A 13,013-nucleotide genomic window follows, 5' to 3' on the forward strand; every position below is an offset into this window, starting at 1 on the left:
CCTGTCCGGCCCTCGTCACGGGCCGGACAAGGGGCTGATGCGTGCCGCCAGCGGGTCTCAGGTGTTCATCAACAGCAGCATCGTCGCCATGCCTGCGCTCATCACCGAGTAGCTCAGTAGATGCAGCCGGTGGCCGGACGTCGGCCTCGCGGCACGGTACAGCCACCACAGCGCCCCGGTCCCGCTCAGGACCACGAAGACGACGTTCACCGTGTCCGCCCACGCCGGGGTCGGCGTGGGTACCGCGCCGGCGGCGGCTACGCCGTGCGAATGCCCGGAGCCGCCGCCGATCGCCATCTCCGACATGAGGATCGGCATCGCCGCGAGCATCCAGATCATCGCCACGTTCTGCGTGACGTGACCCAGCACGTCGACCCGCTCCGACGTGCTCCGCACCCGCAGGTACGCGGGCAGCAACGCGAACGCGAGGATGCCGAAGATGGCGACCTGCGCCCAGGCGAACACGCCATCGACCATCAGCCAGACCATCAAGATCATCGCAGCGCTCATCACGCAGTGATTGATGTCGATCAGCTCCGCGTCGGAGAACGCCTGCTCACGCGGCACGCCACGACGACGGATGACCAGGTCACCGACGCAGACGAGCCCGGTCAGCAAGAAAACGATCGTCAGAACGGGAACCCAGGGCGTCTCCAGCACGACTCTAGCTAGTACCACAGGTCGCCACCGGCGAACAATATGACGATCAGGGAAGGGCCAGCCGCGATGACCGCCGCAGAAACCGAGACCCCGACTTCCGAGGAGGCGCCGACGCCCCTCGCCAAACCCCGGAAGACCAACTGGTTCGCCGCGTTCTGGCGCTGGCACTTCTACGGGTCCGTGCTCGTCATACCCGTACTCTTCTGCCTTGCCGTCACCGGCATGACCTACATGTTCCGGGCGGAGGTGGACTCCCTGACCCATCCCGGGGTGCTGCAGGTGCCGGTGGCCGACGGTGCGCAACGATCGGCGCTGTCGGCCCAGGAGGCCGCCGTCCGCGCGGAGTTCCCGGACCGCCCGATCCTGTCCGTGCAGGACGGCACCGGCGACCGGGCGACCCTGTTCGTCGTCGGGCTCGACGATGGCAGCAGCACCAACGTCTACGTCGACCCCTACACCGCCACGGTCACCGGCGAGCTCAGCCAGGACCAGCTCATCTCCACCTGGGCCGAACGCATCCACGGCGACCTGCTCATCGGCGACGGTGGCTTCGGTGACCGCATCGTCGAGCTCGGGGCCTCCTGGGCCATCGTGCTCACGATCACCGGGTTCATCATCTTCTTCCTCGGCCGCCGCTCCCGCAGCGGCGCACAGGCCAAGGGCAAGCGCGGCGCCCGGCTCCGCAGCTACCACGCCCTCGTCGGGCTCCCCGTCGGGCTCGGCATCCTGCTACTGGTCGTCTCCGGGCTGCCCTGGACCGGTGTGTGGGGCGCCCAGGCCCAGCAGATCGCGGTCAGCGGGGGCTCCGGACTCTGGGGCGCGGACCCCGGTGCCGAGTCCACCATCCGGCAGCAGATCGAGGACGCCGACGGCCAGTCCGCTCCGGCCGGGTGGGCCTCCGGCAACGCCCCGCAGGGCAGCAGCACCGGCAGCGGCACCCCGATCTCGATCGACCGGGCGGTCACCGCGGCACAGTCACTGGGCGCCCCCGGTCCGTATCTCGTCATGTACCCGGAGGGCGAGACCGGAGTGTTCAGCGTGATGAGCAGCCAGTGGTACGACGTCGGCAACCCCGCCGAATCCGACGTCAGCCAGGAAACGACCATCCACGTCGACCAGTACAGCGGCGACGTGGTCGGCCAGTACGGCTACGACGACTACAGCGCGATGGCGAAGGTGGTCTCGCAGGGCATCGCCCTGCATGAAGGCCGCCGCCTCGGGACCTTCAACACGATCATGTCCACGCTCTTCTGCCTCGCGGTGATCTTCATGTGCGTCACCGGTCCGATGATGTGGTGGACGCGGCGGGGCACCGCCGCCGGCCTCGCCGCACCGCGTGCGAAGCTCCCGGTCTGGGGCAACTGGACGCTGCTCGCCGCGATGGTCGTACTCGGCCTCTTTCTGCCCTTGTTCGGCCTTTCCCTGCTGGTCATCCTGGCGCTGGACCAGTTCCTCATCCGCCGGGTGCCCGCGCTGAAGTCATTCTTCGGCACGGTCTGACCACTGGATCACATCGTCAGGTGCAGCACGCCGCGGGTGGCTGACATTGACGGTCCGGGCCTGCTCGACGGAGGCACCGCCGCCGTACCACCGGACGGTGCCGTCGCCGGCTACCGGCGCACCGGTGGCACGGTCGAGAACCTGAGTGATGCGACCGGTGCAGAAGAAGCTGTGCCAGGTGCGGCAACCAGGGGACACCAGGTTGCCGCACCGGGGCGGGCGGGGAGTATCGCTAGTCGGTGGTGGTCAACCGGTACGCGTGGATCACCGTCTGGGTGAACGTGTTGCCGTGGCGGTCCTCGCCACCGATGCGCAGCGAAGCGAAGCCGTCGCTCTCTGGGTGCCCGACCGTCGCCACCCAGTTGCGGCCGTCGGCGCGTACCTGTGCCGGCTGCCACGTGTCGCCGTCGTCGTAGGAGACCTCCACCGACAGCGCGTTCAGGTTGGCGGTGACGCCGGTCTGCCGGCGTACCGTCACCGGGATCTCGAACTCACCGCCGGCCGGTGCCGCGCCTGCGTCGTCGAGCTGCGGGGTCGGCCGTGCCACCATCACCGGCAGGTTGCGCCACTCGTCGCCGTTGACCCGCCCTGAGGTGAAGGTCCAGGCCAGGCTGACCTCGGCGGCCAGATCGCTGACGTCGCGGGTCGCCGAGGTTTCCAGCCGGTAGTCGGCCTGTCCCGGCGGCACGACGAAGTAGCCGAAGCCACCGAAGGGCAACTCTTCGACCAGCTCACCGTCGCGGTAGAGGGCGGTGCGTTCGGTCACCGCACGCGACATACCGGCATGTCCAGCGGCGTCGCCGAACAGCGGGACCTCGACGAGGATCTCGTCACCGATGCGGCTGGCCCAGTCGTACGGCGACGTGGTCGCCGGCATTGCCGGGCCGAACGGCGGCAGGTTCCAGATATCGGTGTGCCGGCCACCAGCCGCGTACGCGCGCGGCGGCGCGAAAAGGAGCGACACCGTATCCAGCCAGCCGTCCTCCGACACGTTGGAGAAGTACAGGTCGGAGAACCAGGCGACCTGCTCGGTGCTGTACCACTCGATCCGCTCGCCTGGAACGGCGACCTCGGCGAGCGAGCCGAAGGCCGTCAGGGCCGGGTTGTCGAAACTGGGAGCGATCAGTCGGTCGGAGATCTCGCCGGTCGCGACTCCCTGGAAGTCGTGACGCACCCGGGCCAACTCGGCAGCCTGGTAGTCCTTTTGGTAGCCGGTCGGCAGTTCGCCGGGGATCATCTCACCGAGAGCGTACGTGTACGGGCTGTTGACGAACCCGCCCTCGCCGTCCGGCTTGTACCAGTGGTGGGAGATGGCCGAGTTCAGCCACGACACCGGCTCCGTACCGAGGTACTTGGTCGACACTCCGTCGAAGCTGGGATAGGATGCCCCGACACCGAGTGGTCCGAACGCCGTCTCGAAGGCGACCGTGATGTCGACCGTGTCGGTGCGGGCGTTGGCCTGCGGCACGGTGGCGTTGACCGGCTCGCCCTGCCGCGCGTCCAGCGTGACCGTGGCGTCCTGGCTCACGTTCACCTCGGGTGCCACGACGACCGCACTGGTGAAGTCGTTCTCGTCGAACTCGTCGATGCTGCTGAACACGCCGTACCGGCCCTTGGGCAGTCGCACGGTGGCGGTGCCGTCCGGGTCGTAGACGAGATCGGCGTAGGAGGCGTCCAGTCCGATGACGGCGGTGAAGTGCTCGGCGGCCGGCTCGCCGGCGGAGTCGACGTGGGCCACGGTGAGGTCGTAGCTTTCCACCTCCCGGTGTACGCCGACCGGGTGACCACCCGGGTCTGTCCGGCGGTGGCGACCAGATATCCGCTGTGGAAGCCGTCGGCTGCGTCGACGCTGGTGTCGGCGGTGACGACGACGTTCGCCGTACCGCCGGCCGCAACGGTGACCTGTCCGGTGCCGGCGGTGAACATGCCGGCCGGGGTGGCGGTGCCGTCCGGCCCGGTCACGTCCCAGGTCAGGTCGAGGGTGACGGCGTCCGTGCCGTCGTTGCGGTAGGTGACGGTCTTGGTAATCGGCTCGTCGTCGTGGTGCGGCCACAGGGTGCGACCGTAGGAGAGGCTGGCCGGCTCGGCGGTCACCGTCTGGGTGATGGCGCGGGCGACGTCGACCAGGCCGGCGCCCTGCTGGTACGCGGTGGCCCCGGCGTGCGGCTCGGCCGACGCCATCAGCGTCGACTTGAACTGCAGCGCGGTCCAGCCCTGCTGCTGCTGGGCGAGTAGCGCGACGGCGCCGGTGATGTGCGGTGCGGACATCGACGTGCCGGGCGCGGAGACGTAGTGCTCGTCGATCGGGATGTCGAGGGTGGTGCCTGCGGCCCGGGCGGCGACGATGTCGACACCGGGGGCGGTGATGTCAGGTTTTACGGCGTCGTCGCCGACTCGTGGGCCCCGGCTGGAGAAGTCGGCGAGGGTGTCGTCGCGGTCGACCGCACCGACGGTCAGCGCGGCGTCGGCGCTGCCCGGCGACCCGACCGTACGGTCGGCTCCGGCGTTGCCGGCGGAGATGACGAACAGCGTGCCGGTCTGCGTGGTGAGAGTGTTGACCGCCTCCTCGAGGGGGTCGATCTCCGGCCTGTCGCCGCCGCCGATGCTGATGTTGACCACGGTTGCCTGCTTCTCCACCGCCAGCCAGTGCATCGCATCGATCATCGCGGAGTCGTCGCAGAGCGATTCGGAGCAGACCTTCGCGGAGATGATCTTCGCGTCCGGGGCGACGCCACGGTACTTGCCGTCGGAGGCCGCGCCGCTGCCGGCGATGATCGACGCCACGTGGGTGCCGTGGCCGACGGTGTCGCCCTCCTCCGGGGCTTCGGTGAAGTTGCGGGTCTCGATGACGACGTCGGCCAGGTCGGGGTGCTCGACGTCGACGCCGCTGTCCATGACGCCGACGGTGACGCCGGCTCCGGTGAACCCGGCGTCGTACGCCGCTGGCGCACCGATCTGCGCGACGCTGCGGTCGAGCAGCAGTCGACGCTTGCCGTCCAGCCAGATCTGGCCGACGCCGGTGTTCGCGCTGCGGGCCGCCGTCGCACCGGCGACTGAGGACCACAGGTCGGCCAGCGTGGACTTGTCGGCGGTGACCGCCGTGCCGTCGATCGCGGGCAGGTAGCGCTGCACCTCGACGCCGTCGGGCTGGGTCTCGGCCCCGCCACGGGCCGACGCGCCGTCCGGACGGGTGATGATCAGCGGCAGGGTGTCGCGGACGGTGTCGTGGTAGCCCCACTCGATCAGTTTGGTGACGTTGAACAGTCGGCGGTCCAGGGTGCCGTCCTGGATCAACCCGACCGCGTCACGCGGGATGACGTGCAGCTCGCCGTCGATCCGCTGGGTGCGGAACTGCATGTCGTCCCGATCCGCGCCGGGGCGGATCGCCACCCCGGTGCCGACGACGGCGACCTGGTCACCGCTGAGCAGGGTGACGGTGTTGCGCTGTCCGGAGGCCGCCCGTGTGTCGGGTGCCGCCGGGTCCGGTGGTGCCGCCCGGCCGGGGCCACCGGACCCCAGGACGAGCGCGGCGGCCAGACCGGCGGCCGCGAATCTTCTCGATCGTGTCACCAATACCTCCCCTATGGACGTCTCTCAATACGTCGATGGGCGTGAAACACCAGGGTTGCATACCTGGTATTCATCTGTTAACCCCCAAAGCTCTTTTAGTACGCAAAAGCCTCGTTCCGCCCAGCGGGTGTCACCTCAGGACCGCCCGCCCACTCGACCGGCCAGAGGGAGACACAACGAGGCGGGCCGGCACCCGGGCGGGATCACCACCGCCACGAAGATGGCTTTCGTTGCTCCGCATATGCTGCTTTGTCCCAACGGTGGCAGGATCTTCACAGGCGGGCGGAGCCATCCCCGCAGCGGCAGGAGTGGGCATGCGGCAGCGATCGGCGATCCGCCGGAGAGTGTTGGCCTCGGCGGGCCGGACGATCGCCATCGCGGTCTGGGCGACGGTGCTCAGCGTCCCGGCGGCAAGTGGCTGGGTCGCCTCGGCCGCTGCCGCACCGGCGCCATCGGCCAGCGCGCCTCAGGACGATTCGGGCCGCGAGAGCGTGCGGTACTACATCGTCGACGAGCTACCCGGCGGTGAGCGGGAGTTCCTGTTCGCCATCGCGGCCCGTACCCTCGGCGACGGCCGTCGGTACCGGGAGATATTCGAGCTGAACGTGGGCCGGGCGCAGCCGGATGGCGGCCAGTTGACCGACGCAGCCCAGCTCGAGCCCGGCTGGATACTCGTTCTCCCCGACGATGCCCGGGGTGCGGGAGTTCGCTACGGGCCATTGCCTGACGTGGGCGGCTCGGCCGCGGCCCCGCCGGTCCTGTCCCCCACCGCCCCCACCCGGCAGGCAGACCGCAGCACCGAGCTCCTGTTGCGCGGCGGGGCGGCGATGGTAGCGGTCGGGCTGTTCGCTCTGGCGATCCTGGTCCTGCGCCGTGGCGGTGGCCGCAGCCGCCCGGCTGAACCACCGCCGGTTCTGCCCGCAGTTGCCGTGATCAGGACGGCCGCCGCACCACCGTCGGGCAAGGTGGCACCGCGTAGGACGCCACCACCACCGGAGAAGGCGACACCACGTAGGACGCCACCGCCGGCCGCACCACCGACACCGCGTAGGACGCCACCACCACCGGACAAGGCGACACCGGACAAGGCGGCAGGTCAGCGGCGCGCCATCGACACGGACGATCCCGCCACCGGGGACCCTCGTCGACTCGCCCACCTCGAGGTCGAGCTGCGGGTCGGCGAGGATCCGGCGGTGCTGCGGCTCACCGGTCAGCGTCAGCCACGAGGTGCCGCACCGTACGGTTGGCACCCGCCGGACGGACTCAGCAAGCCGGCCGGGTCGCACACGCTGATCCCGGTCGGAACCGGACCCGATGGACAGTTCTGGGTCGAACTGCGTCAGGCCCCGGACGTCCTCACCGTCACCGGTCCGGCCGAAGCCCGCCAACGCGCCGCCCGCCTGCTCACCGAGCGGCTGTTGGCCGCCGGAGTCACCGTGACCGTCGTCGGCGACGGCATCACCTCCTTGCCGTCGGGCTGCCGCCGGTACGCCGGCGACACGGCCGCCCTGGTCACCGACGTCACCGCCCAGTCCACGGTGATCCTCTTCGCCGAGCCCCAACCGAACCAGCTGGCGGCGGTGCGGGCGCTACTCGAACGGCCGGAACGGACGACCGTCCCGATCGTCGTCGCCGAGGGCCCGTCCGCCCGCTGGACGCTACAGGTGGCCGGGCACGGTGCCCCATGAACGTGAAGTCTTCGCCATCCGCACTGCCGGTCGACCCCGGCCCGTACCGGATCACGTTGGTGACGACCACCAGCGGCGGACTGGCTCACCCCGACCAGCCGGAGGTCGCGCTCGATGCCGGTGAACTCGCCCGGACGGTCCGGCGGTCCGGCGGCCAGGGCCGCGACGTTCAGGTGCTGGTCCCGGACGGTGCCCAGCACGCGGCGCTGCTGCGGGCGCTCGCCGACCGGATCGGCCGCGATGTCCTGACGGTTCCGGCCGGTGCGGTCACCGCCGGCGCGGAGTTCGACGGTCCGACTCCGGTGGAGCGCACGACCGGACAGGTCATCGACTGGCTTCTCCTGCAACCGCCCGGCCTGGCCACCAGCCTGCCCGGCTGGTACGACCTCGACGGTGGCCGGATCAGCCACCGGCAGGGATGGGCGATCCTGCCACTGCCACGTGGCCTGGCATTCACCACCCGGGCGGTGTTCCCCACCGCCCGCGCCGCGGCCGCGAGCCTCGGCGTCGGGCACCCCGGACTGGCGACTGTCGCGTTCGGCGTCGACGACGGCGTACCGGTGATCGGCGGATACGACGGCACCACCGTGGCCGTTTCCGGGACCGACCTGGCGGCTGCGCTGTCCGCCGTCCCACTCTACGGCGGCGATCTACGAGTCTGGCCGCAGGTCGTCGACCCCGATCTGGTCCGCGACAGCCACCTCGACGGTACGGAGTCGACGGGACACCGAATCGATCCGGCCGACCGGCTCCGGCGCCCCGGCCTCGGCACCGAGATCACCGCCGAGCTCGCGGAGCACCTCACCGAGTTGGCCGACCGCACCGGCGCGACGGTGTGGGCACCGCCGGCGGGTAGTCGGGTGGTGCTGTTGGACGGCGTCGGCGACCTCGCCGTACGTGACCGCGATGGTCAACTGCGCGGCTGGCAGGCATACCGACCGACGGGGCCGGACCGTCCTGACCGGTACTGGTCTGATCGCGACGGTCGACTGACACCGGTCGGCGGGACAATGGACGCAGCCGTCGCGGCTACCGGCGACGGCGACGGCGACGGCGACCAGCCCACGCCGGCGGCCAGCGGTGTCGAGCTGATCAGTGTCGCCACCGAGGCCCGGCCGGCGGCGCTGCGGCGGTGGGCGAACATCACCCGGCGCGACGGGCTGTTCCGGGTGGAACTGGCGGTGCTGGACGACGGGCGGTTGGCGGCCCGGCACGGCGATGGTGGACTCCTCGCCCTCGGGCCACGGGAGTTGGCGGCTTTGCTACGGCGGGCCGGCTGGGCCGGCGAGGACCTGGCCCTGCTGACGGTGGTGGCACCGGAACGGTTCGCCCGCCTACGAGCCCATCTGGCGGCGCTCGCCGACCAGGTCCCGGCCGAGATCTGGGCACCGGAGCCGGGAGCCCGGCTGGCGGTGGTGCAGGGTCAGCCACGGTCGCAGCGCGCCGCTGACGTACCGGCCCGGTGGTGCCGGCTGGCACCGGCAGCACCCGGGGCCAGCGATCTGATCACCGTGTCCGGACGCTGGCGCAGCCACGACGGTTGGCTGGTGCCGGCTTCCGCCGGACGCGCCGTCGGTGACCGGCGACCCGAGGACGAGGCTGGCGACGGTGTGCCCGACGCCACCGATGTCGGCGGGTCCCGTACGGTCGAGGGGGTCGGGCCACTTGCCGACACCCCGCCGGCCGGTCGGCGTTCGTCGGTGGTCCCGGCGGCGCGGGGCAGCCGGGGGCACGGTGTCGGCTGGTTGCCGGAGCGACCCGAGGTGAACGCGGAACGGTTCGATCTGTACCTTCCGGTCGACCTGCCTGCCGCGCGGATCGCCGTCGATGGACTACCGACCCCGGAGCTGTTCGTGGTCGGCCAACTCGACGCGGACCGGTTGCGGGCGGCCCGCCCCAGCGCGATGGTGCTGCGGGTGTCGGTCGGCCCTGGTGGCGCGGTGGCGACGACCGGGATCGGCGACGCCGCCCCTGCCGAGGTGCGTCACCTGCTCCGGGGCGTCGACAGCTACCTGCTTTCGGCCGGCTGGTTGGACCGGGTCCAGGTGATTCAGGGCTGGACACCTGCCGGTCCCGGCGAGTGGCGGGCCCAGAGCGACCAGCCGCCGGTCCCGTTGCTGCTGCGCTGCGCCGGTGCACGGCACGGAGTCGAGGGCCTGCCCAACGACGTGGTCCGGTGGCCCGGCGGCCGGCGCGGGGCCAAGGCGTACACCGTGCTGCCGGCCGATGGCGGGCCGGACAGCGACTTCGTTCCGCTGCGCGCGACCCGGCCGGCTGCCCCGACCGGCCCCGCCCGACTGGTACAGCTGCGGGTCGATCCGGCGCAGGCTGTCGATGTCGCGGCCAGCGCGGCCCGGATCGCCGTGCTGCCCGCGGTGCGGTCCCTGCTGGTGCGCCTCAACGCCGACGGGATCGAGGTGCTGTTGCCACCCCGGATGTACGACCGGGTGACGGTGACCCGCGTGTACGGCGCGGCCGAGGGCCGGTGGACGCCGCGCAGCGGACGGGTCGAGCTGCCGCTGTCCACTCTGCTCGGCGAGGCTGGTTGACCGGCGACGGACCGGTCGGTGCTGGTCCCGATCAGCCTTGCGCGGGTCACCGAGAGCGACGATGATCGGCGGGACAGAATCGGGCCGCCGGGTGACGGGTGGGTTCGACAGCTCACGTAATGATTTGAGATCATCGATCCTCGTGGAGACCGTTCAAGAGCACCCGCCCGCCGCTCGCCCGCCGCTGTGGCGGTTCCTACGGCACGAATGGACCCTGGCCGTACTCGGCGCGCTGTTCGTCGCTGTGGTGCTGACCTGGCCCACCCTGCGACATCCGGCGAGCACCATCCCGGGCGACATCGCCGACCCCACTCTGCAGGCATGGCAGATCGCCTGGGGCGGGCACGTGCTGCTGACCGACCCGGTCCAACTCTGGCATTCCAACACGTTCTTCCCTGAACGGTACACCTACGCCTACAGTGACACGTTGCTCGGCTACGCCCCGGCCGGGATGATCGGCTCCGGTTTCGAAGCGGCTCTGATCCGCTACAACCTCCTGTACGTGCTGCTCCACGCGTTGGCCTTCATCGGCGCGTACGCCCTGGTCCGTCAGCTCGGCGCCGGCCGCGTCGGCGGCGCGGTCGCCGGCGTCGCGTGGGCCTTCGCCCCGTGGCGGCTGGCCCACTCCGGGCACCTGAACATCCTCTCCGCCGGGGGGATCGCGCTGTGCCTGGCGATGCTGGCCCGCGGTCACGGCTGGTCCTTGCGGCACGGCTACCGGCCGGAGCGCCGTCGGCCCGGCTGGGCATTCGCCGGCTGGCTGGTCGCCGCCTGGCAGGTCAGCCTCGGCTTCGGTATCGGCCTTCCGCTGGTGTACTTCCTGCTCGCCGCGGGTGTCGTCGCCGCCGCCGGCTACGGCTGGTCCTGGTGGCGGCGCAAGCAGCGTCCGGCGTTCGGCCGGCGGCTGTTCCTCGCCGACCTGGCCGGCGGCGCGCTGTTCGGTGCCGTCACCCTCGGCATCGCCGTGGCCTACTTCCGGGTCGTCGAGCTCAATCCGCACGCGGAACGCTCCCTGGCCTGGACCGAACTGTTCTCCCCGCCGCTGGTCGGTCTGGTCACCGCACCGGGCGAGTCCTGGCTGTGGGGCGACCGGCACGCCGCCACCCGGGATCAGCTCGTCTGGCCGCCGGAGATGGCCCTGCTGCCCGGCGTCACGCTGATCGCGCTGGCCGCCGCCGGGCTCCTCGTCTCCTCGTTCCGGGTCCGGCACCGGGTGGCGTTGGCGGCCGGCGTGATCGGCACCGGGCTGCTGGCCCTGGGCTCCAATCTCGGTGCCGACGGTGATCCCGGCTATCTGACCCTGTCCAAGCATCTGCCCGGCTGGGACGCGCTGCGTACCCCGGGCCGGATGATGCTCTGGACGAGTCTGCTGCTCGCGGTCCTGGCCGCCGGCACGATCACCGCCACGGCGACCGCGATCCGCCGGGTCACCGACGGTTGGTCGCCGCCGCGCCAACGGGCGGTGCAGGCCGTGTTGCTGATCCCGTTGGCGTTGGTGCTGGTCGAGGGCGTCAACCGCACCGCGCATCCGGTCGTGCCGACACCCCCGGCGGCCTGGGACCAGCTCACCGAGCCGGTGCTGGTGCTGCCGAGCGACGCCGGTGCCTTCGAGCTGAACGTGATGCTCTGGACCACCGAGGGCGGCTTCCCTCGGGTCGCCAACGGACTGGCCGGGTTCGTGCCGGCCAGCCAGGAGCAGACCCGGGCGATCACCGCGTTCTTCCCCGACCCGGCGAGCGTCGCGTACCTGCGTGACCTCGGCGTACGCACCGTGCTGGTGATGCCGGAGCGGCTGATCGGCACGCCGTGGGAGGGCGTCGCCGAACGACCGGTGGACGGGCTGGGGGTCACCCGGGAGGAGGTCGACGGTGTCCTCGTCTACCGGCTCGGCTGACCGGCCCGACGTCGAGGCTGACGGCGGACCGGACGCCGCCGGCCCCGCCCACGCCCCGGGGTCGCCGCTGCGGCTGTCCGTCGTCGTCCCCTGCTTCAACGAGGAGACGTCGATCGCCCAACTGCACTCGGCGGTCGCTGCCGCGCTCGCCTCGTCCCCCGAGGTCGAGGTCGAGTACGTCTACGTCGACGACGGCAGCTCCGACGGCACCCTGGCTACGCTTCGGCGGCTGGCCGCGACCGACAGTGCCGTCCGGTACGTCGCCCTCAGCCGCAACTTCGGCAAGGAGTCGGCGATGCTCGCCGGCCTGGACCAGACCACCGGCGACGCGGTCATCGTGATGGACGCCGACCTGCAGCACCCACCCCGGCTGCTGCCCGACATGATCGCCCTGTTCCGGCAGGGGTACGACCAGGTGATCGCGTGCCGGGACAGACGCGGTGACCGGTTCGTCCGCACCGTCGCCTCCCGGACGTTCTACCGGTTGATGAACCGGTGGGTGGACGTGCGGCTGCTCGACGGAGCCGGCGACTTCCGGTTGCTCTCCCGCCGGGCGGTGGACGCGCTGCGGGCCATGCCGGAGTACAACCGGTTCTCCAAGGGCCTGTACTCGTGGATCGGATTCCACACCGTGGTCTTCGCCTACCCCAACGAGGCCAGGGCAGGCGGCGGTAGCCGCTGGAGCCTGCGGGCCCTGCTGAACTACGCCTTCGACGGTCTGCTGTCGTTCAACAACCGACCGTTGCGGTCGGCCATCTACGCCGGCATGGGGCTCACCTTCATCGCCGTCGCCTACGCGGCGTGGGTGGTGGCGGCGGCGTTGATCCGGGGCATCGACGCGCCCGGCTACACCACGATCATCGTCAGTGTCATCGGGCTGGGCGGCATCCAGATGATGATCCTGGGGGTGATCGGCGAGTACATCGGCCGGATCTACTACGAGACGAAACGCCGACCGCACTATCTCGTCATGGACGCCAGCCCGCCCGGCGACGCCGCTCGTCCGGCCCCCGCTGCGGCGGCCGACGACGCCGAGCCGGAGCCGACCCGGCCGGGTGGCCTGCCCAGCCAACGCAGGCCACCCCCCACCTCCTGACGATCTTGCGCTTATCGAGAGCATTTGTCTGAATTGTCGATCGATAAGTGCAAGAT

At 71.0% G+C, this 13,013-nt stretch carries 7 protein-coding genes; 5 read left to right on the plus strand and 2 right to left on the minus strand.

Annotated features, from left to right (window positions below):
* Window positions 1–57: 57 nt before the first annotated feature.
* On the minus strand, window positions 58–618 hold the full coding sequence (locus tag ACFHVL_RS06545; protein WP_416626180.1) for a DUF5134 domain-containing protein: 561 nt from the start codon (window positions 616–618) through the stop codon (window positions 58–60).
* Window positions 619–726: 108 nt separating this feature from the next.
* On the opposite strand from ACFHVL_RS06545, the gene ACFHVL_RS06550 reads away from it, so the two are divergent.
* A complete protein-coding gene (locus tag ACFHVL_RS06550; protein ID WP_416626181.1) occupies window positions 727–2,160 on the plus strand; it encodes a PepSY-associated TM helix domain-containing protein in 1,434 nt (477 codons plus the stop codon).
* Window positions 2,161–3,690: 1,530 nt separating this feature from the next.
* Here the strand turns inward: ACFHVL_RS06550 and ACFHVL_RS06555 are convergent.
* The gene (locus ACFHVL_RS06555) at window positions 3,691–5,730 is read right to left on the minus strand and encodes a S8 family serine peptidase (protein WP_416626183.1); all 2,040 of its coding nucleotides are present in this window, start codon (window positions 5,728–5,730) and stop codon (window positions 3,691–3,693) included.
* A 314-nt stretch (window positions 5,731–6,044) separates the two neighbouring features.
* Here ACFHVL_RS06555 and ACFHVL_RS06560 point away from each other — a divergent pair, with 314 nt between their 5' ends.
* The 4 genes from ACFHVL_RS06560 to ACFHVL_RS06575 all read left to right on the plus strand — a co-directional run bounded on the left by ACFHVL_RS06560 (window position 6,045) and on the right by ACFHVL_RS06575 (window position 12,957).
* Window positions 6,045–7,418, plus strand: coding sequence for a hypothetical protein (locus tag ACFHVL_RS06560; RefSeq protein WP_416626184.1), 1,374 nt, complete (start codon window positions 6,045–6,047; stop codon window positions 7,416–7,418).
* A 2-nt stretch (window positions 7,419–7,420) separates the two neighbouring features.
* Window positions 7,421–9,967: a hypothetical protein gene (locus ACFHVL_RS06565; RefSeq protein ID WP_416626186.1), complete on the plus strand. Its 2,547-nt coding sequence runs from the start codon at window positions 7,421–7,423 to the stop codon at window positions 9,965–9,967.
* Window positions 9,968–10,109: 142 nt separating this feature from the next.
* Window positions 10,110–11,861, plus strand: a complete 1,752-nt coding sequence (locus ACFHVL_RS06570) for a hypothetical protein (RefSeq protein WP_416626187.1) — start codon at window positions 10,110–10,112, stop codon at window positions 11,859–11,861.
* 67 nt (window positions 11,862–11,928) lie between these two features.
* The gene (locus ACFHVL_RS06575) at window positions 11,929–12,957 is read left to right on the plus strand and encodes a glycosyltransferase family 2 protein (protein ID WP_416626253.1); all 1,029 of its coding nucleotides are present in this window, start codon (window positions 11,929–11,931) and stop codon (window positions 12,955–12,957) included.
* Window positions 12,958–13,013: the final 56 nt, after the last annotated feature.

It is taken from the genome of Micromonospora sp. LOL_023, assembly GCF_048060115.1.
Taxonomy (GTDB): domain Bacteria; phylum Actinomycetota; class Actinomycetes; order Mycobacteriales; family Micromonosporaceae; genus Micromonospora_E.

Coding starts and splice junctions, on each gene's coding strand:
- ACFHVL_RS06550 (WP_416626181.1), top strand. CDS start 727: ATGACCGCCGCAGAAACCGAGACCCCGACTTCCGAGGAGGCGCCGACG.
- ACFHVL_RS06560 (WP_416626184.1), top strand. CDS start 6,045: ATGCGGCAGCGATCGGCGATCCGCCGGAGAGTGTTGGCCTCGGCGGGC.